A 22234-nucleotide genomic window follows, 5' to 3' on the forward strand; every position below is an offset into this window, starting at 1 on the left:
TTCCTATCCGAGACCACGGATGAGAAGGAAGATGCCTGCCACGTGTGCGGCTAGCGGTAAGCACGCCGCAATCGCGAGCGTCTCAGCGCGCTCGCACCACGCAATCGTGGTGGGCGCAGCCAGCGCAACCTTGGACGCCCACAGGGGAGTGGACACCATCGCGGCGAGCACACCTACAGCGAGTGCGCTGAGTACCCAGATGCTCCACGGCGGACTGGTGGTGAGAGTGCTCCAGCTGCGGGCAGCATAGATAGCGGCCACAGCCGTGGCGGCCACCGCCAGCCCAGTCAATGCCCACGATGACACCACGCGGGCATGGCGTACCGCATGCAGCACCGTGGCGCCAGCGAGTGCCACGCACAAGAGCTGGGCGAAGAGGACCGCCACCAGGTTGGTAGAGCTCACCGGCATTACGGCCAGAAGCGCCAATGCCGGAAGGCCCGCCGCGGCAGCGCCGATGCACACGCCCTCGTAGGCCAGCCCGGCGCGATCTGCGCGCTGATCCACGTCATCCTGCACGGAGTCCGAGACGTTGAGGTCTTGACCCGCGGTGGGCAGTTGCGGGACCTTGAGCCCGACTAGGTGCGTGGTGAAGGAGGGCGCACCGGCCAGCAGTATCACCGTCGCGGCGAGCGCGCATGCAGCGCCTGCTGAGGGAACTACTTCCGGGGCCTGGGTGCCCACGAGGTCGGCGCCCTGCGCGCCGGGGAGTAGGCTGCCTGCGGCGCCGATCGCGCACAACAATGCGGTGGTTAATGTGGCAAGGCTCAAGCGCATCCCGCCTAGTTTGGTGACGTGGCAGGCTGCCAGAGCAATAAGCGCACCGACGCACCCGGCCCAGAGCGCCCAGGGGCGTTCGGCTTCTTGGGGCGAGATAAACACCCAGCCCGCGACGGCTGCCGCAGCGATACACAGGCAGGTCAAGAGAGCCGAACGCGTCCATAACGCCAGTATGAATGTCCCAAGTGCAACGAGCATGGCGGCCGGAAGCAGGCCCAGCGTGGCCGCGATGATGCTGCTTGCGGCAAGCAAACCGGCGCCGGCCCACACGGTTGCGGATTGCGCTGGCAGTCCCGCCGCCGCATTGTGGGCTAGAGCTTCTGCCGCGTCACGCACTACCGGCGCCGGTTTCTCTTCGACCGGCTCGATGATGAGTACCGAGCCTTCACGCAACGGTGTTCTTTCGAGCATGGTGCTAAGCGGGATTGCCTTGCCGCCCGCAGTGCTTGCCTGGAGTGGGACGGTGAAAATGGGGGCGTCGACAAGCTGCATCAGCTCCCCTAAAGACTCCCCAATGCTGGCAGCCAGCGGCAGCGCAACGTCTGCCTCCTTGCGGAATTCAAAAATATGGAATCGCACCGTGACCCGCACTGATTGCGTCTGCGTGGTGCTCAAAACTTCCGTCATGCAGAAATCCTCCCCCGAGAAAAACTGGTGCCTTATGGGCCTTCCCCACAAGGCTTCCCCCTTGCCTAACTCCACACATTGTGGCTTACTAGTGGCATCGTGTCCACCGCAAACGGTTAATCCGATTCACGGTGATGCATGGTGTAGGGCTGGGGTGCCGTGCACTGTGCAACGTAGTGAAAAGCAGTGGGGACGTGGGGAAATCGGAGGGATTTTATGGGGGAATTATGTCCATACCTGGACTCTCACATGCGTTATACAACGGAGTAAACAATTCGCTTGCGCGCGAAAAGATTGTCGAAGTACTAGATTCCGGCCAGCGTGAACCGGCACCACCTTTGCCGCAAGGCAGCGTGGATGCGGAGGCAGTGCCGGAGGCGGTGCGACCGCAACCGGTGCCTTTGATACGTATTCTTATGCCGCTGGTGATGGTTGGCGCGATGCTGGGCATGGTCGCATTGATGGTGTTGGGTGCGGGGCCAGAACGCCGCGTGAGCCCGATGGGCTTGATGTTTCCGCTCATGATGCTGGCGAGCGTCTTCATGATGTTCAATCCACAAGGCGGCGATCAGAATCCCGATGAGACGCGGCGGACCTACCTGCGGCACCTGAAGGCGTTGCGGGAAAAAGTCTTGGAGCTGTCAGCGGCGCAACGCGCGCATGAGGAGCACCGAAATCCGGCGCCCGAACAGGTGGCAGCGTTGGTGGGAAGTTACCGGATGTGGGAGCGCGTCGCCGACGACCCCGATGCGCTTGAAGTGCGCGTGGGCACTGGGCCGATGTCTTTGTGCGTGCCCATCAACGTGCCTGATTCAGGTGCCACGGAAGACCTTGATCCGGTGTGTGCGGTGAGCGTGCGGCACACGGTCAATGCCTTGCGGACGTTGGCGGAGATGCCGGTGGTCATTCAGCTGCAGGCATTTACCTGCCTGGGGCTTTCGGGGGAGCGAGCCGCGGATGTGGCACGCGCGATGTTGCTGCACTTGGCCGTGGCCCATGGCCCGGAGACGGTGGGCATTGAGCTGCACCCGCGGTGCAACACTGAGTGGGAGTGGGTCAAATGGTTGCCGCATACGAAAAGGCCTGAGCAGGCACGGTTTCGCATTGTGCTTGTCGACGCCACCCGCATCCCAGCGCATGCCGATCTACCGGAGGATGATGAGGTCACGAGCTATCTCTGCGTGGGCGTGCAGCGGCATACGCCGCTTGGGCAGCGTGCGGAAGAAGACGGAATCTTTCTCGTAGCAGGCGAGGATTTGCAGGTCGTTACCGCTGCAGGGGATGAGGTACTGGGTGTGCCCGATGACGTCGATGCTGAGACAGCGCTGCTGGTCGCGCGACAGCTGGCACAGTATCGCCGTCCCGACTTGCACGGCGCGGTCCGCTCGCGCAGGCGCAGTAACGACCTCATGGATCTGGTGGGCTGTGGGGACATCGATGAGCTGGCCGCCAGTGGAATGTGGGCGGGCAGACAGGCTGAGCAACGCCTCAAGGTCCCGATTGGGCTGGACGAGGTGGGGCAACCGGTGTACCTCGACCTCAAGGAATCCGCACAGGGCGGCATGGGGCCGCATGGCCTGTGCATTGGGGCTACCGGCAGCGGAAAGAGCGAATTGCTGCGAACACTCGTGGCCTCACTTGCTGCGACCCATAGTCCGAAAGAACTCAACCTAGTCCTGGTCGACTTCAAGGGCGGTGCGACCTTCCTGGGCTGCGATACGCTGCCGCATACCTCGGCTGTCATCACCAACCTGGAAGGAGAGTCCACGCTGGTGGAGCGTATGCACGATGCCATTTCTGGTGAGATGAATCGCCGTCAAGAGCTGCTGCGCGCAGCAGGAAACTTTGCCAACGTCGATGCTTTCAACGCCGCTCCGCGCGCGGTAGAGGAGTTTGGCCGCATCCCGGCTCTTGTCATCGTGGTCGATGAATTCTCTGAGCTGTTGGGACAGCATCCCGACTTCGCGGAGCTCTTCGTCGCGGTGGGCAGGCTTGGCCGTTCCCTGCACGTGCACCTGTTGCTGGCTTCGCAACGCCTAGAGGAAGGGCGGTTGCGTGGACTGGATTCTCACTTGTCCTATCGCATTGGTTTGAAGACTTTTTCTGCTGCGGAATCACGGCAGGTTCTCGGCGTCACGGACGCCTATCATCTGCCCGCCCAGCCCGGCGCGGGCTATCTTAAGACGGATGCCGACGCGCCAACGCGCTTCCAAGCCGCCTACGTTTCGGGCCCGGTAGAGCGCCGCGTCGCAGCACCAGAATCCCAAGGCACTGCGGACTCCGCGGGGCGAATGCAGCAGACGCGGCCGCGCGTGACGTTCTTCTCCGGATGGGCGCCGGCACAGGATGAGGACGTTGACGCGCACGCAGTAGCAGCGCAGCACACGGTGGTTGATGAGTCGCAGTCGCTTCTCGACGCCCTCGTTGCAGCCGCCGAGCTGGAGGCGCGGCGTCGCCAGCAGCATGCGCACCGCATTTGGCTGCCGCCGCTGCCGCCTGTGGTGGAGCTTTCCGCAGTGGTGGCAACACCTGAAGACCGGGGCAGGAATGCAGGTGCACAGCCCTTCCTAGAGGCGGCGATCGGCATCATCGATAGGCCTTATTACCAGCGTCAAGACCCGCTCGTGGTGGATCTTGCTGCGGAAGGCGGGCACCTCGCCATTTGTGGCGGCCCGCAATCCGGAAAGTCGATGGCCCTGCGCAGCGTGGTGACGGCATTAGCTGTGGTGAACAAACCGGCGCACGTGCGCTTCTACGTCATTGATCTGGGTGGTGGGCAGTTGACCGCGCTAGCACGGCTGCCGCACGTTGCGGGAGTGGCCAGCCGGGATGAGCCCGAGAAGGTCCGGCGAATTGTGGATGAGGTGGCGGGCCACATTCGCCGCCCCAGTGAACCACATACGTTCCTCGTCATCGATGGATGGCATCACATCGGCACTGCCGGCGCCGAGTACGAAGACCTGGCGGAGCCCGTCACCGCAATCGTGGCCGATGGTGCATCGGCGCGGGTTCACGTGGTGGTCACCACCAACCGGTGGACTAGTATGCGCCCGAATGTCCGCGATCTGATTTCCCAACGTCTTGAACTGCGCCTTGGCGAAGCGATGGATTCGCTCATCGACCGCAAAGCGCAGCAGAAGCTCCCCGCCGCGCCGGGCCGGGGACTCACGGTGGGCGGCGAGAACATGCTCATTGCGGCCACGGCCAATCAAGACCTAGCGCATGTCGCAAGGATTCACGTCGATTCTGAACCGGTGCCTGCACTCAAGATGCTGCCGGACGTGCTGCGTGAGGTCGAAAACGTGGAAGGAATCAGCGGAATCACCTGGGGTATCGGCGGGCCCGACCTGGAACCGCTGGCCTGGGATCCCGCGGCGACGCCACACGTGGTGTGCGTGGGCTCCCAAGGCTCTGGAAAGTCAGCGTTTCTCAGCACTGTGTTGCAAGGAATAGAAAAGCTTCCGCGGGAGGAAGCGCGCATCGTCGTCATCGACCACAGGCGCGCGCACCTGGGGACACTCGAACCTGACATGGTGGCGGCCTACGCGGCCAACACCGCGGCCACACAGCAGACGATCATCGATACAGCGCGCACCCTGGAGGCGCGTCTTCCTGGCGCGGACGTGACGCCCGCTGAGCTCGCCGCGCGTTCCTGGTGGCAGGGCCCGGACATTTACCTGGCAATTGATGACTTGGATTTGGTCAGCGAGATTGCCTTGGCGCCTTTACTTGAACTGCTTCCGCATGCGCGTGATATCGGGCTGCACCTGCTGATTGCTCGCAAATCGGGCGGAATTGGCAGGGCACTTTATAGCCAGTTCCTCTCCGCCGTCCGCGACCTTCAACCCGCAGTATTTCTTCTCGACTCCGATCGTGAGGAAGGCACCATCTTCGGCCTCAAACCCGCGGCCCAACCACCTGGACGCGGTCAGTGGTCCATTCGTGGCGCCCTCGTTGGCGTTGCCCAATCTCTTTACACCGAATCAACCCAGGAGAACTTCTCATGACTTCCACTCTTTCCGGCCAATTTACTTCCGCAGGGCTCGGCGACACCGACACTCTCATAATCACCATTTTGGATGCAGCCACCATCTACGAGGGCCCAGAAACGGTCTATCGTTATGACCTTCCCGGTACCGGCATCGTGGATGGCTGGGCGCTGTCCCCAGTAGTAGAGCAGTGTTCCAAGATTTGTGGTCCGCAATGGCCAGAGGTAACAGCTGAGGTCATCGTCGACGTTTCCGGCACAGAAATTTCGGTGGAGGCGTCGGCAATTTTGCGTAGGCAACTCGAAGTGGCGGGGGTCTTGGTGGCTTCAGATACCGATGCCGAATACGCCGGGCCTGTATTTACACCCGACATGGAACCCGCAGAAACGCCGACCCAAGAATTCCACGTAAAGAACACTTCAGTCACCGAGCGCCCAAGTGCAGGATATGAACTTGATGATCGTGGGTACCAGGAGCACATGCTTGACGACGCCGCGACTTCGAAACCTAAAGCAAAGCCCCGCAAGGCAGCCAAGCGGCCGAAACTCAAGCCCCTCTCATTGCCCGCCTGGTTTGATCCTTTTTATGCGGGTATTGCTGCAGTCGTATTCACTGTCGCTGGCCTGTCCTGGTGGGCAATGGGGCGCCACGAGGAACAAGCATCAGTAGAGCGACTTTCGCAGACGGTAGCCCAAGCGCCACAACCAAGCGCTGCGCCAAGTAGCGTCCCTGCCGCTGAGGAAGCCAAACCGGGTTTGAACCCAGGGCAGAAGGAACTCGACGTTGAGGGGATGAACGTGGTTCTCCCACAAGGTTTCCACCCCAAGGTTGAAGATGGCGTGGTGACAGTAACCGGTGAGGACCCGAATTTGCGCATTTTGCTTTCCGCCGATCCCCTCTACGCAGTGCCAGTGGACATGCTTTTTAAGGAGCTGCACGCGGAAATCGAAACGGATCCCGCTTTGTCCGAGCCAAGGGAGGAAGCTGGGCGCTTAAACTATCTGGAAGATCCCGGCGATGGTTCCAAGGTGTCGTGGATGACATGGGCCGATGGCGAGCACCAGCTTTCGGTTGGATGCCATACGCGCTACGAGCCGAATGTGGTGCAAAAAGCCGCCTGCCGCATGGCAGCGGAGTCATTGGTGAAGAAGAACTAAAGAGTTTTTCGGTTCCGGGGAACCGATTCTGATTCAGCGCAGTCTAATAAGTATGAGAAAGCCGCACTCGGCTTTTTCGGGGGAAATACACACCACTTTGAGCCCAAGGAAGGGGCAAGAAATGACTCAGCTGTTTAAGACTGAAGCCGATGTAATGGTGGCTACTGCTGGACGCGTGGACTCCACCAATGACGAGGTGCAGGGGGAACTCACTCGTCTGCAGGGCGTCGTGGACTCGGTGCGTTCCAACTGGGATGGCCGTGCGCAGGTCTCATTCGACAATCTCATGCAGCGCTACAACACCTCGGCACAGCAGCTGCGCGAGGCGCTGACCGCAATCTCTGACAACATCCGTGACAACGCTCGCAACTTCGACGATGTAGAAGCCACCAACGCGCAGGCCTTTTCCAACGTCGGCGGAGCAGGCCTTGCCCTCTAAGCCGTTCAAGGCTTAAAACTCACAGCACAACTGGCAATCACAGGAAGACGCAAAGAAGGAAAACATGTCTGCTATCAAGTACGAATTTGGCGCCATCGCGGGTGCTGCTGCCGATATCAACTCCACTTCCGGCCGCATCAACGGTTTGCTCGGGGACCTCAAGTCCACCCTGCAACCAATGGTGGCTACCTGGGAAGGCGAATCGGCCGCGGCTTATAACGAGGCGCAGGCAAAGTGGGACAACGCTGCTGCAGAGCTCAACACTGTTCTGGCCACCATTTCCAAGACCGTCTCGCAGGGCAACGACGCAATGAGTGACGTCAACCGCCGTGCGGCAGCAAGCTGGGGCTAAGGAGGAGTTGCTCATTCGCATCGAGCCGGGCCAATCTTCTTAAACACACCACACCGAGTAGGGAGCAAGGCGAACGCAACTGGTCTCGATGCACGCACCCCGGGCTTTGATATAAGCCCGGGGTGCGTATGTTTTCGCACCCTTAGTGCGAGAGGGGCGTCGCCAAGCAAAGCGTTTTGGGTTTTGAGCAGCTGACGGCTAAAGTTGTAGCCCTATGTGTTTGCATCCTTTTGGGGTGCGCGCTTTCTGCAGGTCTCCACCGGCCGCTGTACGGAAGCGTAAGGCATTCATAGCGTTGGCCGGCAGTCCTCAGACAGACTTTCAAGGAGTCATTTTGTCTACTTTCCACCCGAAGAGCGGTGACATCACCCGCAAGTGGTACGTCATCGACGCTACCGATGTGGTGCTGGGCAAGCTTGCTTCCACCGTTGCAGACATGCTGCGCGGTAAGCACAAGCCACAGTTCGCACCGAACGTTGATTGCGGCGACCACATCATCATCCTGAACGCGGACAAGATCCACGTTTCCTCCAACAAGCGCGAGCGCGAAATGCGCTACCGTCACTCCGGTTACCCGGGCGGCCTGAAGTCCATGACTCTTGGTCAGTCCTTGGACGCCAACCCGGTTCGCGTTATCGAAGAAGCTGTTAAGGGCATGATGCCGCACAACAAGCTTTCCGACGCCTCCATCAAGAAGCTGCACGTCTTCGTTGGTGAGGAGCACCCTTACGCCGGTCAGAAGCCGGAGACCTTCGAGTTTAAGCAGGTGGCACAGTAATGACCGAGCAGAACATCGCAAACGCTGACAACAACGTAGCCGACGCTGCCGACATCGCTGCAGCAACCGCTGCTACCGAGGAGTTCACCAACACCATCGGTGATTCCATCGCTACCTCCACCGAGGCAGAGGTTGAGACCGCTGCTCCGATTCACGAGGGCCCGATCCAGACCGTTGGTCGCCGTAAGCGCGCCATCGCTCGTGTTCGCCTCGTTGCTGGTTCCGGCGAGATCACCGTGAACAGCCGTTCCTTCGACAACTACTTCCCGAACAAGCTGCACCAGCAGGACATCCTCCTGCCGCTGACCCTGCTTGAGCGCGAAGGCCAGTTCGACATCAAGGTCACCGTTTCTGGCGGCGGCCCAACCGGCCAGGCAGGCGCTCTGCGTCTGGCTATCGCCCGCGCACTCAACGTCTACAACCCGGCTGACCGCCCGGCCCTCAAGAAGGCTGGCCTGCTCACCCGTGACGCACGTGCCGTGGAGCGTAAGAAGGCTGGTCTGCACAAGGCACGTCGTGCCCCGCAGTACTCCAAGCGTTAATTCTTCGCTTACGTACAGCTCGAGCCGTTGCTTCCTTTTCGGAAGTGACGGCTTGTGCCGTTTTCGCACCCGGCAAGGCTTACCTCATGCTGCGTGGTGGTGGGGCCAAAGTGCATAATTGAATCCATGACTCGACTTTTCGGAACCGACGGCGTTCGTGGTCTCGCGAATGAAAAACTCACCCCTATCCTGGCTCTGCGGTTGGGACAAGCGGCGGCGCAGGTGCTCACGGCAAACCGTGAGTCTTATGAGCGCCGCCCACTAGCCATCATTGGACGCGACCCCCGTGTCTCCGGCGAAATGCTGGATGCCGCCATTGCTTCTGGCCTGTCCTCCCGTGGCATCGACGTCGTGCGGGTGGGAGTTTTGCCCACCCCAGCTATTGCATTCCTGACCGATGATTATGGGGCAGACCTGGGCGTGATGATTTCCGCATCCCACAACCCGATGCCAGACAACGGCATCAAGTTCTTCTCCGCGGGCGGCAAGAAGCTGCCTGACGACGTCGAGGATCGGATCCAGGCCGCCATGGAAACCCTGACCGAGAATGGGCCTACGGGTACCAAGCTCGGCCGCATTATTTCCGAAGCTCCGGACGGACGTGAGCGCTACCTGAAGCACCTAGCCGAGGTGGTCACCACTGATCTTTCCGGAATCAAGGTAGTTGTTGACACCGCAAACGGTGCCGCCTCGAAGGTTGCGCCGAAGGCATACGCGGATGCCGGTGCTGAGGTCATCGCAATCCACAACAAGCCGAACGCGTTCAACATCAATGAAGACTGCGGTTCTACCCACATCGAGAAGACCCAGGCGGCCGTGGTGGAACATGGCGCTGATCTCGGCTTGGCGCACGACGGTGACGCGGATCGCTGCCTGGCTGTCGACGCCGAGGGAAACGTCGTTGACGGTGACCAAATCATGGCCCTTCTGGCAGTGGGCATGAAGGAAGAAAATGACCTGCGTTTCAACACTCTCGTTGCAACGGTGATGTCCAACCTTGGCTTGAAGCTGGCCATGCAGGAGCAGGGCATTGAGGTTAAGGAAACCGCTGTCGGTGACCGCTACGTGCTGGAAGAGCTCAACCGCGGTGACTACTCGCTGGGCGGCGAGCAATCTGGACACTTGGTTCTGCCTGATGACTGCACCACTGGTGATGGCACCCTGACTGGTTTGTCCATCATGGCTCGCATGGCTAAGTCGGGGAAGTCCCTCAAGGAACTGGCATCAGTGATGACTGTGCTGCCGCAGGTGCTCATTAACGTGCCTGTCTCTGATAAGTCCAGCATCATGTCTTCCGCCGAAGTACTGGAAGCAATTGCTGTAGCAGAAGAAGAGCTCGGTTCCACCGGCCGCGTGTTGTTGCGTCCGTCTGGCACGGAGGAGCTGTTTCGCGTGATGGTTGAGGCCGCTGAGAAGGAGCAGGCCCGCAAGGTTGCTGGAAGGCTCGCAGCTGTAGTCTCCGCAGTCTAATCCGCAGACTGAGCGGTAGCCGGGAGCCACGAATTTCTTGTGGTTCCCGGTTTCTGTAGTTTTGGGGGAACCGTCAGAGGCAAAGCGCAGTCCAATAAGGGCAGGAATTGATCTCGGCTGGCCTAGGAGTGCCTACAGTGACGGATGTATTTTTTGATGAGCAAGATATAGCTCAGCGTATTAACCGCGTCTTGGATGAGACACAAATTCAACGCATCGCCCATCTAGCAGATGCTCCCTCGTTTCCGCCCAGTGCCGCTGGGCGCGACTTTGCGGGACATGGGGCGCGGATTCAGGAGATGTTGGAACGCCTGCATGAGAGAGGCACGTGGCGTTTGGACAGTATAGCTTCGCACGCCGAAGCAGTACGGGCGCAAGTACAGGAATTTTCAGAGGCCGATATTGAGCATTCTGGGAATTTGACTCGCGTAACCCCGGACTTGGCGGGAGGGGAGAAATGAGCACGGCTACCAAGTCTTTGTTAGGGGACTATTCGCAGGCGGTGTCGCAGTTTCAAGCGGCAAGCCAAGGCTCATATGGTGGTCCGAGCACTCCGCTTGACCTACTTGGGAGTATGATTGGTTCTGTTGACGGAATCAAGCCTCAAGAGCTGGTGCAGGGCACTATCGCGGCGATGGGCGGTAAACGCCCAGCACGTGGCGGGGGAGGGCTGAAGGGTTTCCTTGTAGGGGTAGTGCTGAGCATTGCCGGCGACGCTTTGCTGGAACACCTCGGCGGTGTGCAGGAGGACTTCGAAAAAGAACGGGACGAGGCGGATGAGCTGACTGATAAAGCACAACAATGCTCTAACGCTATTGAAGAAATCGTCGATGTCTCTGACACAGCTTTGACGGAACTCATTTCTGCAGTTGTGCCATTGCTCAACATCTTGACCATGATCGCGGCAAAGCATCCGCTAGGGCGTTTCATTGTTCCCATTATCGCGACCATTGGCGCTGACCTTATCGAGCGCACGAATGACACAATCGTCAATACATGCCGTGACCGGGACTCCGCAATTGAACAGTGCTACGACAAATTCGAGGAGAGCTGCACAAAGGTTTGTGAACGCCAGCTACCCGAAACCGCACCAGATCCAGCTCGCAAGTGCCCGCAGCCAGCGGCAGAGACACCTTGTCAGCCCAGTTCACCAGGCGGGGTGATCCCAACGGCGCCTGCGCAAAAAACTGAACCACTGACAGCAGGGGGCGCTGATCCAGTCGTCGAGAAGCAAGCGTGTGAGACGAAGCCAAGCAACGCACCCAAGGAGGAGTCGCACCCAGAGCCGAATCCAAAACCCAAACCAGAACCAAAACCTGAACCAAGACCTGAACCAAAACCTGAACCAAGACCTGAACCAAGCCCAGAACCACGGCCTGAGCCGTGTCCCAAGCCGGAGCCCAAGATTAAGCCAGCACAGGTGCCGTGTCCGGAAGAACCAGAACCAAGACCTGAATCAAAACCAGACCCAGAGCCGTGCCCGCAGCCAGAAGAACAAAAACCTGTGGAGAATGAAGAAACACCCACGGATGACTGCGAGCACGATTGCAATGACGAGGCTCCCGTTGCCGAATGCGTGCCAGAGCAAGCATGCTGTGGTTGCTTGGGTGCGCTCGGGGTTGGAGTAGCCATCATGGGGGTTGGGCTTTTAATAGCGGCGGCAGCAGAATGCCTTGAGAATATGCCGGAACCTGAGGTGCCGGCTCCCGAACCGCCCCCAGCACCAGAGCCGCCAGCACCTGAGCCATGCCCAGAGCCAACTAATGACGGCGTGATTCCACCACCACCGGAGCTAGCGGAAGTAAAGGAACCGCCGCCACCGCCGGAAAAGGTGGCACACATGCAGGCCGCTACGGCGCCTGAACCAGTAGCTGTACCGCAGGAATCTGCTGCTCCAGCGCCAGCTCCGGCCCCTAGCCCGGCGCCTGCTCCGGAACCGGCGCCCACACCGCAACCAGAAGAAAAGACAGTTCACGCACGGAAGGCAGGGCAGTGGTAATGGCACCAGTAAATGATGAGTTTGCAGAGTTTGCGCGGGGGTTTAGGGAGCGCACCGCAGCCCGGCTGCTTGAGTTTGAAAAGGCGATGGCGAAGGCGCAGGATGAGCTCGAGAAGTCAGCTGAGAAAGCTACTGCAAGAGCACACATGGCTAAACAATCGCCGCAGTCGCAGACTGAGCGGCGACATCTGGGGCAAGGTCAGGTGGCCCAAAATCCGGCAGCGCAACGTTATATAGGAACATCCGGCCAGGTTAGTTCCTCTAGCAGGAGGGGCAACAGGCAAGTGAAGTCGGTGTTGCGGAGAGGAAATTAGTGCATCACATTGCCCGGTGCTGGCCACAATGCACAATGCCAGCCCGCGTTTAGCGGACTGGCATTGTGTTAGCTAGGCACCGGCGTGGTGTCTGTGGCATTTCAGTGGCCGTTTAGCTGTCCTTTTAGCCGCGGTGGATGCCTGCCTTTTGGGCTAGCTCTTCACCGAAGTAGCTCGTAACGCCCTTGGCGGTGGCGTCAGCTTCAGCGAAGTCGTCGTACTTAGACTCGCCGGCCAGAGTGGAAAGCAGGAAACCGGTTACTAATGCCCGTGCCGTTTCGGTCGCTCCAGCCTGGAACACGCCTGAGCCGATGGCTAGCTTGACCAAGCGATCCTCAGTGAAACCAGCCTGTGTTCCCTTGGCGAGCTCGCGGTAGGCGACCTTGCCGCCCCAGTTGTTTGCCAGCTCGGCCGGGTTACCCGCGCGGAACAAATCCTCGCGCTCAGAGCCCAAGATCAGTGCTGGGGCGGTAATCGAGCGGGCTGCCGCGTAGGAAGAAGGCGCAGTATCCGCTGGATAAATCGCAGCAACGGCGCGAATCTTTGGGTTATCAACTGCAGTCAAGGCAGCGACGCCGCCACCCATGCCGTGGCCTACTACGCCAAGCTTGGACGGAGAAACCGCAATTTTGCCGGTTCCCAGCTTTACACCCGCAGCAATTTGTAGCGAAGACTCCAAATCTGCCGCCAAGTTGCGGTGATTTGGCACTAGGCCGGTTTCCGTATCTGGAGCGACTACAACGATTCCCCAGCTTGCCAAGTGGCGCAGCGTGGCGTGGTAGTTCTTGACCTTCTTGGTCCAATCATGGGCGAATGCCACAGCAGGCAGGCCTTTTCCCTCAGCCGGGGTATAAACCTTGCCGTTAATACCGGCGTAAGAAAGGTCGCCGACGAGAACGCGGTGCGGGCCGCGCTTGGACAGAGTTCCTAGATGCTTCTTTAGATTCGCAGACACGCATTCCAGAATAGAGGAAGAACGCCTTTGGGCGGTGGATAAGCGCCGCGAAAGGCTGCGTGGGGCTTGTGCAGCGTTGCGAAAAAGGGGGGCGTCGTCAAGCGCAAAGCGTGCAAAGAATGCGTGAATCTTGTCATTGGCAAACTTCAACCAATAGAAGCAAACAAAACGGAATGTTTCTAAACGCGCAGGGTAGTCCCAGTCCGAATTGTCTTAAAGGACGGTCTAGCTGGGGCTTTTCTTCTGCTTTTAGGGGGTTTATTACATGCAGTTTGAGAAGACAGGGGCGCGTTTCTTATGAGGTAAGATCTAAGCCTATGTGTGGAATTGTTGGATATGTAGGTCACTTCGCTGGTGACCGTGAATACTACGCCCTGGACGTCGTGCTCGAGGGCCTTCGCCGCCTTGAATACCGCGGTTATGACTCCGCTGGTGTCGCGATGTACGCCGATGGTGAAATCGGTTGGCGCAAGAAGGCAGGCAAGGTTGCGGCGCTCGACGCCGAAATCGCAGCTCGTCCGTTGAAGGACTCTGTCTTGGGCATCGGTCATACTCGTTGGGCAACCCACGGTGGCCCGACGGACCTGAACGCTCACCCGCACGTCGTTGATGGTGGCAAGCTGGCAGTCGTGCACAACGGCATCATTGAGAACTTCGCTGAGCTGAAGACTGAGCTGGCTGCTAAGGGCTACAACTTTGTTTCTGAGACGGATACTGAGGTTGCAGCAACGCTTCTGGGAGACATTTTCCACAACGAAGCTGGCCAGGACCTTACCAAGGCAATGCAGCTGACCGGCCAGCGCCTCGAGGGCGCGTTCACTCTGTTGGCTATTCACGCCGAGCAGGCCGACCGCATCGTGGCTGCCCGCCGCGACTCGCCGTTGGTTATCGGTCTGGGCGAGGGCGAGAACTTCTTGGGCTCTGACGTCTCCGGCTTCATTGACTACACCAAGTCCGCAGTGGAGATGGAAAACGACCAGGTTGTCACCATCACCGCTGACGAGGTTGTCATCACCGATTACGCAGGCAACCCGGAACAGGGCAAGCCATTCGAGATCCTGTGGGACGCTGCTGCTGCAGAAAAGGGCGGCTTCAACTCCTTCATGGAGAAGGAAATCCACGACCAGCCAGCTGCCGTGCGTGACACTCTTTTGGGCCGTTTCGACGAGCAGGGCAAGCTGACTTTGGACGAAGTCCGCATCGATGAATCAATTTTGAAGTCCATCGACAAGATCATCGTCATCGCCTGCGGTACTGCGGCTTACGCTGGCCACGTTGCACGCTACGCCATCGAGCACTGGTGCCGTATCCCAACCGAGGTCGAGCTCGCGCACGAGTTCCGCTACCGCGATCCGATTGTGAACGAGAAGACGCTCGTCGTCGCTCTGTCCCAGTCCGGTGAGACCATGGATACCTTGATGGCTGTGCGTCACGCACGCCAGCAAGGTGCCAAGGTGATCGCTATCTGTAACACCCAGGGTTCCTCCATCCCGCGTGAGGCAGATGCTGCGCTCTACACCCACGCTGGTCCGGAAATCGCCGTGGCTTCCACCAAGGCCTTCCTGGCGCAGATCACCGCCACCTACCTGCTCGGTCTCTATCTTGCACAGCTGCGCGGCAACATGTTCGCCGACGAGGTCAACGCTGTTCTGCAGGAACTGCGTGACATGCCGGACAAAGTGCAGAAGGTCATCGACAATGAGAAGCAGGTCTACGACCTTGCCGTCTCGATGCAGGGTTCTGACTCCGTCCTCTTCCTGGGCCGCCACGTTGGCTTCCCAGTAGCGCTCGAGGGCGCGCTCAAGCTCAAGGAGATTGCTTACCTGCACGCTGAGGGCTTTGCTGCAGGCGAGCTCAAGCACGGCCCGATTGCGCTGATCGAGGAGGGGCAGCCGGTCTTCGTCATCGTGCCGTCTCCGCGCGGGCGTGACTCCCTGCACGCCAAGGTCGTCTCCAACATTCAGGAGATCCGCGCCCGCGGTGCCATCACCATCGTTATCGCTGAGGAAGGCGACGAGGCAGTAGAGGCATACGCTAACCACGTCATCCGCATTCCGCAGTCCCCGACGCTGATGCAGCCGTTGCTGGCTACGGTCCCGCTGCAGATCTTTGCTTGTGGCGTGGCCACGGCCAAGGGCTACGACGTCGATCAGCCGCGTAACCTGGCTAAGTCCGTCACCGTCGAGTAGACGATTAGCGCTACTTTTTAAGGCCGGGATTCCACCGTTGTGTGTGGAATCCCGGCCTTAATTATTGACGGGTCCACATTTTCAGGAGTCGGAGGCGATTGCGCTTGTGTCCAGTGGCACAATAGACCCATGCTTCGAACCAGAATCGACCTTGATGCCATCGCTCACAATGTCTCTTTGTTGAAGGAGAAGGTGGCGCCCGCGCAGCTCATGTGCGTGGTGAAAGCTGACGCTTATGGGCATGGCGTCAAGGAAGTAGCGCCCGTCATGGCGGCGGCAGGCGCGGATGCTTTTGGCGTCGCCACCCTTGATGAAGCCGTCGAGCTGCGCCGCAGCGGCATCGATCAACCCATCGCGGCTTGGATTTGGGATTCTACGGACGAGGTAGCGGAAGCACTGGCTTGCCGCATCCACATCGGCGTGCCCTCGCCCACCCACGCGCGCTGCCTAGTGGAGACGGAAGTCGCCGCGAAGGTGTACATCAAGGTGGAGACGGGCCTGCATCGCTCCGGCGTCGACGAGTCTGATTGGGACGAGGTCTTCGCGCTGTTTCGCGATGCCCCGCAAATCGAGGTCTTGGGCCTCATGTCCCACTTTGCTTGTGCCGACGAGCCCGATAATCCTTTCAATGATGAGCAGGAAGCGACTTTCCGCCGTGCAATTGAGCGCGCACGCGCTGCTGGCCTTGAGTGTCCTATCAACCACTTGGCCAATTCCCCGGCTGTGCTGGACCGTCCCTCTGCTTACTTCGAGCTCGTGCGCCCAGGCCTTGCGTGTTACGGGCTTGAGCCTATTCCCGGGCGCGACCATGGGTTGAAGCCTGCGATGACATGGGCGGCGTCGATTGTGAATGTAAAACCCATCGAGGCTGGGGAGGCGACCAGCTATGGCCAAACCTGGCATGCAGAAAAGCGTGGGTTCTTGGCCACGGTTCCGTGTGGTTACGCGGATGGATTGCCGCGCGATTTCCAGGGCAAGTTGCACGTGGGTATCGGCGGCAAGCTCTACCCGCAGGTGGGCCGCGTGTGCATGGATCAGATTGTGGTGGACCTTGGCGATAACGAGTATGGCGTGCAACAGGGCGATGAAGCCATTATTTTCGGGGTGGGCGGCATGAGCGCAACTGCGCTTGCCGACGCCGCCGGAACCATCAACTACGAAGTGATCTGCCGTCCGACCGGACGTTCCGTTCGGAAATATGAAGGGGGAATTCGGAAATGATCGGTGATTTTTCCCACTCGGGAACCCGCGAAATTGCGACCGCTGACGCAGCCCGCGAGTTCGGAAAAGAGCTCGGTGCAGTGTTGGAAGCTGGAGATTTGGTGATTCTTGACGGTCCTCTGGGCGCGGGGAAAACCACCCTTACGCAGGGAATTGCCGAGGGGATGCAGGTCAAAGGCAGGGTAACCTCACCCACCTTTGTGATCGCCCGTGAACATCGCTCCTTGGTGGGCGGACCGTCCTTGGTGCATGTTGATGCTTACCGGCTATTGGATCATTCGGAAAATCCTCTTGGTGAGCTCGACGCCCTAGACTTAGATACCGAGCTCGAAGACGCTGTGGTCGTTGCCGAATGGGGCGACGGATTCATGGACCAGCTGTCGGAGGCTTATCTCTTCATCAATATCAACCGCGAACGTGATGATGACACTCGAGTCATCACTTGGAACTGGGTGAACTAAATGCTTTCCTTCCTTGCTGAACAACCTCTCCTGACACTTTTTCTCATCATGGCGGTAGGTTTGGCTGTCGGCAAGGTAAGCGCCTGGGGCGTCTCCTTGGGCGCCGCTGCCGCGATGTTCGTGGCTCTAGGTCTTTCCACGGCGAATCCGGACATCGCGATTCCGCCCTTTGTGTATCAGTTCGGCCTGGCGGTCTTCGTGTACGTCATCGGCCTGAACTTTGGACAGTCCTTCTTCCGCGACTTCCTCTCCCGCGGTTGGAAGGTATCCCTGCTCATCGTCATAATGTTGCTGATCTTGGCAGGCGTCACGGTTGGCTTCCTGCATGCATTCGACCTAAATCCGGCTATCGCGGTCGGTACCCTCGCAGGATCTATCTCCTCGACGCCGGGTATGGCCGCGGCCGTCGAAGCTTTAGGCGGCGATTCCACGCCTGTGGTCGGCTACTCGCTGACTTACCCGGGCGCCGTCATCGGCACCATCATCGTTGCTGCCATCGGGGCGAAACTGCTGAAGGTTAACCACATCGATGACGCCAAAGCCGAAGGCATGATCGCCGCGCCCCTCGAATGGAAGGGCGTGCGTTTGGGCCGCGACTTTGCGGGAACAATCGACGATCTTTCCGCCATCACTGGTGAACGCATCATCGCAACCCGACACATCAACAACCCGCACGACCACAACTTGGCCTACCCGGAGCTGCCACTGCGCAAAGGCATGGAGATTATCGTCAACGGCACTGATGAGGCAATCGACAAGGCCATCGCCGTACTCGGCGAAGAGATCTACGTGAACCTGCACGAGGAAGATGGTCTGGTCTACCGCCGCGTCACCGTCTCCAATCCCGAGGTCGCCGGCCGCACTATTGATGAGCTCAACACCGAGGACAAGGGTTTCATCATCGCCCGCGTGCGCAAAGGCGACTCCGACGTGGTCCCTGCGCCCGAGATGGTGCTTAACTATTCCGACCGCGTCCGCGTCATCACCGCGCCAGGCCGCCTTGACGACGTCCGCCGCTACCTCGGCGACTCTGAGTCCAAGCTCGGCAACGTAGACCTCCTGCCGTTTGCCCTCGGGCTCTTCCTCGGCCTCGCCCTCGGCGCTATTCCAATCCCGCTGCCGGGCGGCACCACTTTGAGCCTTGGCTTCGGCGGTGGCCCCATTGTTATGGGCCTTATCCTCGGCGCTGTCGGACGTTCCGGCCCTATCAACTGGCAACTGCCTTTCCACGCGAAGCAGACTCTGTCCACATTGGGACTCACGCTCTTCCTGGCCGGTGTCGGTACCTCGGCTGGCGGTAGCTTCCGCGCCGCGCTTTCCGATCCTTCCTCCCTCATCTACATCGGCGTCGGCCTAGCGCTGACTCTCATTTCGGCACTCGGCCTGGCTGCGGGCAGCATGCTCCTGTTCAAGCTGAAATTTGACGAGGCCATGGGCGTCGTCGCCGGCATGACCACAAACCCGGCCATCATGGCCTACCTTAACCCGCAAACCGGCACCCAACTCGCGGAAAGGGGATACGCCACGGTCTATCCCACATCGATGATCGGCAAGATTCTGGTCTGCCAGGTGCTCGCGCTGCTGCTGGTCTAGGAGCAAAGACGCACGGTGCGGCGGCTACCGGATGGCTAACCTTCCAGGCGCTTCTTGTAGGATTAGCGGGGTCAACTACCCGTGACGTGCAAGGAGCGCTTTCATTATGACCAAATTCGGTCAATTCATCACCACTTTCCTCATCGGCCTGTTCATCATCGCCTTGGGCGCCATGATTGCACTGTCCAACATGCGTGAGCAGCCGCCAGTGGAGCGCACCCTGGAAAGTGCAATTTCGTCTCTCGACAAAACCAACCTCAGCGTCAGCGCCGTTGTCCCAAGCGAGGTCCTGGGCCACAAGTGGCAGGGCATGACCACTATCTGCGCTGACACCAAGAAGTCCGAAATCAAGGAAATCTACGGCATCAATGCAGAAGATTTGGGCATCACCGAAGACGTGGACAAGAACACCAATTACTTCGTAGCTATTGGCGGCCCAAACAAGTTCTATGCAGAAAAGCTCAACCGCGAGAAGATTAACCTGTGCCCAACGGGCCAGCCGCTGCAGCCTGCTTCGACTCAGAGCATTCTCCCGTTCGTCAAGGAAGGCGAGACCTGGAAGCTGGCCGCCTAATGCGCGTCCTCGCCATTGATACCGCCACCACTGACCTCGTGACCGGCGTGGTGGATACCGAAACCGGTGCAGTCACTGAGCGCATCCTGACTGACACCCGCGCGCACAACGAGCAGCTCATCCCCACGGTTGAGGAGCTGCTGCAGACCACGTCGCTGACTTACCCGGACCTTGACGCCATCGTGGTCGGTTGCGGTCCGGGGCCGTTCACCGGCTTGCGCGTGGGCATGGCCACCGCATCTGCGCTTGGCGACGCCCTTTCCATTCCGGTCCACGGAGTCTGCACACATGATGCCATCGCGGCGTCGGCAGCAGCACAGGGCCGCACCCTCGTGGCCACCGATGCCCGCCGCAAGGAAATCTACTGGGCAACCTATGAGGATGGGCAGCGCGTGGAGGGGCCGGACGTCGTCAAGCCTGCGGAGATTCAGGTCGCCGTGGACGCCGTAATCATCCCGGATAACCTCGTGGCAAAGCTTCCCGAAGAGCTGCAGAACCTGCCGCACACCGCGGCGAACCCACGCCCGGCGGGCCTGGTGGCTGTAGCCAACCTGGATGCCGCTCCGGAGCCGCTGACCCCGTTCTACCTGCGCCGGCCTGACGCGGTTCCGCCGAAGCCGAAGCCACGCTCCGCCGCGCTTCCTGACGTCGCCGGGTTCAACCTGTGAAACTCCGCGAACTCACCGCGGCAGACGCGCCCCGCTGCGCAGAGCTAGAAATCGTGCTCTTTCCGGGCGAAAGCCCGTGGCCAGCGGCGGCGTTCGTGCAGGAAATTGCCCAGCCGCACACGTTTTATCTCGGCGTAGAGGACGAGGAGACCCACACGCTCGTGGGCTATGCCGGAATCGGAATGATGGGGCCCGCGGCAGACCCGGAATTCGAGATTCACACCATCGGCGTCGACCCTGCCGCGCAACGCCGCGGGGTAGGGCGAATGATGATGGACAACATCGTCTACATCGCAGATCTGAAGAACGCGCCGGTCTTCCTTGAAGTTCGCGTGGGCAACGACCCAGCAATTGGTCTGTACGAAGCCTACGGTTTCATCAAAACCGGCATCCGCCGCAATTACTATCAACCTTCTGGCGCAGACGCGCACACCATGTTTCGGCCGCGCTCAAGTGAAAGGACCGCGAAGTGAAAATCCTAGGAATCGAGTCTTCTTGCGACGAGACCGGGGTGGGCATCATCGAGCTTTCCGCAGATGGGCATATGGAAATCCTCGCCGATGCCGTGGCTTCCTCGATGGAACAGCACGCACGTTTCGGTGGCGTGGTGCCCGAGATTGCTTCGCGTGCGCACCTCGAGGCGATGCCGCAGGTGATGCGCGCAGCCTTGGACGAGGCGGGCATTTCTAAGCCGGACGCCGTCGCCGCGACGGTAGGGCCGGGGCTTGCGGGCGCGCTGCTCGTGGGCGCTTCCGCGGCGAAGGCCTATGCTGCGGCGTGGGGCGTGCCTTTCTACGGCGTGAACCACTTGGGCGGTCACGTGGCGGTGGCGAACTTGGAAGGGGAGGAGTTGCCGCATGCGGTGGCCTTGCTGGTCTCCGGCGGGCATACTCAGCTGCTCGAGGTGCAGGCAGTGGGCAAGCCGATGAAGGAGCTGGGCTCCACGCTTGACGACGCCGCCGGCGAGGCCTACGACAAAGTCTCCCGCCTGCTGGGACTGGGCTACCCGGGTGGCCCGGTGATTGACAAGCTGGCGGCGCAGGGCGAGGCCACTATCGACTTCCCACGCGGTTTGTCGCGTGCGGAGGATCTGCGCGGCGAGCACCGCCATGACTTCTCCTTCTCAGGGCTGAAGACGGCCGTGGCGCGTTACGTGGAAAAGGCGGAGAAGGAAGGCCGCGTGGTCTCCATCGAGGACGTGTGCGCCTCCTTCCAAGAGGCCGTGGCGGACGTGCTGACGGCCAAGGCCATCCGGGCGTGCCAGGACACCGGCGCGAAGGTGTTGCTGCTGGGCGGCGGTGTGGCTGCGAACTCGCGGTTGCGTGCGCTTGCGGCCAAGCGCTGCGAGTCGGCGGGCATTGAGTTGCGGGTGCCGCGTTTCAAGCTGTGCACGGACAACGGCGTGATGATTGCGGCTGTGGCGGCGCAGCTGATTCATGAGGGCGCCGAGCCTTCCGGCTTGGCGTGCGGTACGGATACTCAGCTTGAGGTGGAAGTTCCGTTGGTCGCAGCGGCTGCGCGCTAACGTTCACCTAAAGTTTGCCTTCCTCCGGATGCGGGGTGGTGAAACCGGCGGTAATCTGCAGATCCGATACTGCCCACTTGGCTTTAAAAGGAGCTCTCATCCGCCATGACCACCGGTTTTCTTGTCAACCCTGATCTGACCCGCCGCAAGATCGAGTTCGAGCTTGAGCATGCCAACCAGTTCCTCGGTGGTGCTACCGAGGATCGCGTTTCCGTAGTCTTCCAGGACGACGGTTCCACCTACGCAGCACTCTTTAACCCACAGGCCAAGGCGGAGGGCGCGGAACCGAACCCGGTTGCCTCCCTGGCTCGCAATGCAGCCGACACCGGCAACTCTGCATTCCTGCAGGACCCAATCCGTGCGATTTCCGGCCCGGTCATCTTCGTCGAGGCGGATGGCGAGTCCGACAACTTTGATGCCGTCATCGATGCCGTCGAGAACGGCATCCGCGCGGTGCGCAACTACCGTGAGGATTTCCCGGAGGAGTACAACCTGTGGCGCGCAGCGGTAATTAATTCCGACAAGTCGGTCTAAGTTCCGCACTCCGCATTCCGAATCTGCCCCGCTTAGGCGGGGCTTTTCGTATATTCGCTAAGGGCGA

The 22234-nt window shown here is 60.0% G+C and carries 21 protein-coding genes; 19 read left to right on the plus strand and 2 right to left on the minus strand.

Annotated features, from left to right (window positions below; genetic code table 11):
* Positions 1 to 3: 3 nt before the first annotated feature.
* Positions 4 to 1407 carry a type VII secretion integral membrane protein EccD gene (gene eccD / locus HMPREF3148_RS05685; RefSeq protein WP_070508864.1) on the minus strand — a complete coding sequence of 468 codons (1404 nt, stop codon included), beginning with the start codon at positions 1405 to 1407 and terminating at the stop codon, positions 4 to 6.
* Between the two features lie 416 nt (positions 1408 to 1823).
* Here eccD and eccCa point away from each other — a divergent pair, with 416 nt between their 5' ends.
* From eccCa to HMPREF3148_RS05735, 10 genes are all read left to right on the plus strand, one after another.
* The gene (eccCa, locus tag HMPREF3148_RS05690; RefSeq protein WP_236081535.1) at positions 1824 to 5414 is read left to right on the plus strand and encodes a type VII secretion protein EccCa; all 3591 of its coding nucleotides are present in this window, start codon (positions 1824 to 1826) and stop codon (positions 5412 to 5414) included.
* Entirely contained in the window at positions 5411 to 6553 is a 1143-nt protein-coding gene (locus HMPREF3148_RS05695; protein ID WP_070508866.1) for a type VII secretion-associated protein, read from the plus strand. Before eccCa ends, HMPREF3148_RS05695 begins: the two co-directional genes overlap by 4 nt.
* Positions 6554 to 6674: 121 nt before the next feature.
* On the plus strand, positions 6675 to 6992 hold the full coding sequence (locus tag HMPREF3148_RS05700; protein ID WP_034656525.1) for a WXG100 family type VII secretion target: 318 nt from the start codon (positions 6675 to 6677) through the stop codon (positions 6990 to 6992).
* 64 nt (positions 6993 to 7056) lie between these two features.
* Positions 7057 to 7344 carry a WXG100 family type VII secretion target gene (locus HMPREF3148_RS05705; RefSeq protein ID WP_005527839.1) on the plus strand — a complete coding sequence of 96 codons (288 nt, stop codon included), beginning with the start codon at positions 7057 to 7059 and terminating at the stop codon, positions 7342 to 7344.
* Between the two features lie 334 nt (positions 7345 to 7678).
* On the plus strand, positions 7679 to 8122 hold the full coding sequence (gene rplM, locus HMPREF3148_RS05710) for a 50S ribosomal protein L13 (RefSeq protein WP_046646777.1): 444 nt from the start codon (positions 7679 to 7681) through the stop codon (positions 8120 to 8122).
* A complete protein-coding gene (gene rpsI / locus HMPREF3148_RS05715; protein WP_070508867.1) occupies positions 8122 to 8664 on the plus strand; it encodes a 30S ribosomal protein S9 in 543 nt (180 codons plus the stop codon). The genes rplM and rpsI overlap by 1 nt, the downstream gene beginning before the upstream one ends.
* Before the next feature lie 126 nt (positions 8665 to 8790).
* Positions 8791 to 10134, plus strand: coding sequence for a phosphoglucosamine mutase (gene glmM, locus HMPREF3148_RS05720; protein WP_049146948.1), 1344 nt, complete (start codon positions 8791 to 8793; stop codon positions 10132 to 10134).
* 137 nt (positions 10135 to 10271) lie between these two features.
* A complete protein-coding gene (locus tag HMPREF3148_RS05725; protein WP_070508868.1) occupies positions 10272 to 10595 on the plus strand; it encodes a hypothetical protein in 324 nt (107 codons plus the stop codon).
* Positions 10596 to 10708: 113 nt separating this feature from the next.
* Entirely contained in the window at positions 10709 to 12133 is a 1425-nt protein-coding gene (locus HMPREF3148_RS13155) for a zinc metalloprotease (RefSeq protein ID WP_236081531.1), read from the plus strand.
* Complete coding sequence (locus HMPREF3148_RS05735) at positions 12133 to 12447, plus strand: hypothetical protein (protein ID WP_005527850.1); 315 nt, start codon at positions 12133 to 12135, stop codon at positions 12445 to 12447. The genes HMPREF3148_RS13155 and HMPREF3148_RS05735 overlap by 1 nt, the downstream gene beginning before the upstream one ends.
* Before the next feature lie 124 nt (positions 12448 to 12571).
* Here HMPREF3148_RS05735 and HMPREF3148_RS05740 read toward each other — a convergent pair whose 3' ends face one another.
* Entirely contained in the window at positions 12572 to 13402 is an 831-nt protein-coding gene (locus HMPREF3148_RS05740; RefSeq protein ID WP_049146962.1) for a dienelactone hydrolase family protein, read from the minus strand.
* Positions 13403 to 13719: 317 nt separating this feature from the next.
* On the opposite strand from HMPREF3148_RS05740, the gene glmS reads away from it, so the two are divergent.
* The 9 genes from glmS (at position 13720) to HMPREF3148_RS05785 (ending at position 22167) form a co-directional block, all read left to right on the plus strand.
* The gene (gene glmS, locus HMPREF3148_RS05745) at positions 13720 to 15591 is read left to right on the plus strand and encodes a glutamine--fructose-6-phosphate transaminase (isomerizing) (protein WP_070508870.1); all 1872 of its coding nucleotides are present in this window, start codon (positions 13720 to 13722) and stop codon (positions 15589 to 15591) included.
* A gap of 129 nt (positions 15592 to 15720) precedes the next feature.
* Positions 15721 to 16812: an alanine racemase gene (alr, locus tag HMPREF3148_RS05750; protein WP_070508872.1), complete on the plus strand. Its 1092-nt coding sequence runs from the start codon at positions 15721 to 15723 to the stop codon at positions 16810 to 16812.
* The gene (tsaE, locus tag HMPREF3148_RS05755; protein WP_070508874.1) at positions 16809 to 17273 is read left to right on the plus strand and encodes a tRNA (adenosine(37)-N6)-threonylcarbamoyltransferase complex ATPase subunit type 1 TsaE; all 465 of its coding nucleotides are present in this window, start codon (positions 16809 to 16811) and stop codon (positions 17271 to 17273) included. The genes alr and tsaE overlap by 4 nt, the downstream gene beginning before the upstream one ends.
* Positions 17274 to 18866: an aspartate:alanine exchanger family transporter gene (locus HMPREF3148_RS05760; protein ID WP_070508875.1), complete on the plus strand. Its 1593-nt coding sequence runs from the start codon at positions 17274 to 17276 to the stop codon at positions 18864 to 18866.
* 106 nt (positions 18867 to 18972) lie between these two features.
* On the plus strand, positions 18973 to 19440 hold the full coding sequence (locus HMPREF3148_RS05765) for a hypothetical protein (protein ID WP_049064334.1): 468 nt from the start codon (positions 18973 to 18975) through the stop codon (positions 19438 to 19440).
* Positions 19440 to 20108 carry a tRNA (adenosine(37)-N6)-threonylcarbamoyltransferase complex dimerization subunit type 1 TsaB gene (tsaB, locus tag HMPREF3148_RS05770; RefSeq protein WP_070508877.1) on the plus strand — a complete coding sequence of 223 codons (669 nt, stop codon included), beginning with the start codon at positions 19440 to 19442 and terminating at the stop codon, positions 20106 to 20108. The genes HMPREF3148_RS05765 and tsaB overlap by 1 nt, the downstream gene beginning before the upstream one ends.
* Positions 20105 to 20581, plus strand: a complete 477-nt coding sequence (rimI, locus tag HMPREF3148_RS05775) for a ribosomal protein S18-alanine N-acetyltransferase (protein WP_005527865.1) — start codon at positions 20105 to 20107, stop codon at positions 20579 to 20581. Before tsaB ends, rimI begins: the two co-directional genes overlap by 4 nt.
* A complete protein-coding gene (gene tsaD / locus HMPREF3148_RS05780; RefSeq protein ID WP_005527867.1) occupies positions 20578 to 21633 on the plus strand; it encodes a tRNA (adenosine(37)-N6)-threonylcarbamoyltransferase complex transferase subunit TsaD in 1056 nt (351 codons plus the stop codon). Before rimI ends, tsaD begins: the two co-directional genes overlap by 4 nt.
* Positions 21634 to 21738: 105 nt before the next feature.
* Positions 21739 to 22167 (plus strand): hypothetical protein, encoded by a 429-nt coding sequence (locus HMPREF3148_RS05785; protein WP_005527869.1) that lies wholly within the window; start codon positions 21739 to 21741, stop codon positions 22165 to 22167.
* Positions 22168 to 22234: the final 67 nt, after the last annotated feature.

Origin of the sequence: Corynebacterium sp. HMSC05D08 (assembly GCF_001807215.1) — a bacterium.
Classification (GTDB): domain Bacteria; phylum Actinomycetota; class Actinomycetes; order Mycobacteriales; family Mycobacteriaceae; genus Corynebacterium; species Corynebacterium striatum.

Bases quoted from the DNA above. Each gene is read 5' to 3' on its own strand.
- eccD (WP_070508864.1), bottom strand. From the start codon at position 1,407: ATGACGGAAGTTTTGAGCACCACGCAGACGCAATCAGTGCGGGTCACG.
- eccCa (WP_236081535.1), top strand. From the start codon at position 1,824: ATGCCGCTGGTGATGGTTGGCGCGATGCTGGGCATGGTCGCATTGATG.
- HMPREF3148_RS05695 (WP_070508866.1), top strand. From the start codon at position 5,411: ATGACTTCCACTCTTTCCGGCCAATTTACTTCCGCAGGGCTCGGCGAC.
- HMPREF3148_RS05700 (WP_034656525.1), top strand. From the start codon at position 6,675: ATGACTCAGCTGTTTAAGACTGAAGCCGATGTAATGGTGGCTACTGCT.
- HMPREF3148_RS05705 (WP_005527839.1), top strand. From the start codon at position 7,057: ATGTCTGCTATCAAGTACGAATTTGGCGCCATCGCGGGTGCTGCTGCC.
- rpsI (WP_070508867.1), top strand. From the start codon at position 8,122: ATGACCGAGCAGAACATCGCAAACGCTGACAACAACGTAGCCGACGCT.
- glmM (WP_049146948.1), top strand. From the start codon at position 8,791: ATGACTCGACTTTTCGGAACCGACGGCGTTCGTGGTCTCGCGAATGAA.
- HMPREF3148_RS13155 (WP_236081531.1), top strand. From the start codon at position 10,709: ATGATTGGTTCTGTTGACGGAATCAAGCCTCAAGAGCTGGTGCAGGGC.
- HMPREF3148_RS05735 (WP_005527850.1), top strand. From the start codon at position 12,133: ATGGCACCAGTAAATGATGAGTTTGCAGAGTTTGCGCGGGGGTTTAGG.
- glmS (WP_070508870.1), top strand. From the start codon at position 13,720: ATGTGTGGAATTGTTGGATATGTAGGTCACTTCGCTGGTGACCGTGAA.
- alr (WP_070508872.1), top strand. From the start codon at position 15,721: ATGCTTCGAACCAGAATCGACCTTGATGCCATCGCTCACAATGTCTCT.
- tsaE (WP_070508874.1), top strand. From the start codon at position 16,809: ATGATCGGTGATTTTTCCCACTCGGGAACCCGCGAAATTGCGACCGCT.
- HMPREF3148_RS05760 (WP_070508875.1), top strand. From the start codon at position 17,274: ATGCTTTCCTTCCTTGCTGAACAACCTCTCCTGACACTTTTTCTCATC.
- HMPREF3148_RS05765 (WP_049064334.1), top strand. From the start codon at position 18,973: ATGACCAAATTCGGTCAATTCATCACCACTTTCCTCATCGGCCTGTTC.
- tsaB (WP_070508877.1), top strand. From the start codon at position 19,440: ATGCGCGTCCTCGCCATTGATACCGCCACCACTGACCTCGTGACCGGC.
- HMPREF3148_RS05785 (WP_005527869.1), top strand. From the start codon at position 21,739: ATGACCACCGGTTTTCTTGTCAACCCTGATCTGACCCGCCGCAAGATC.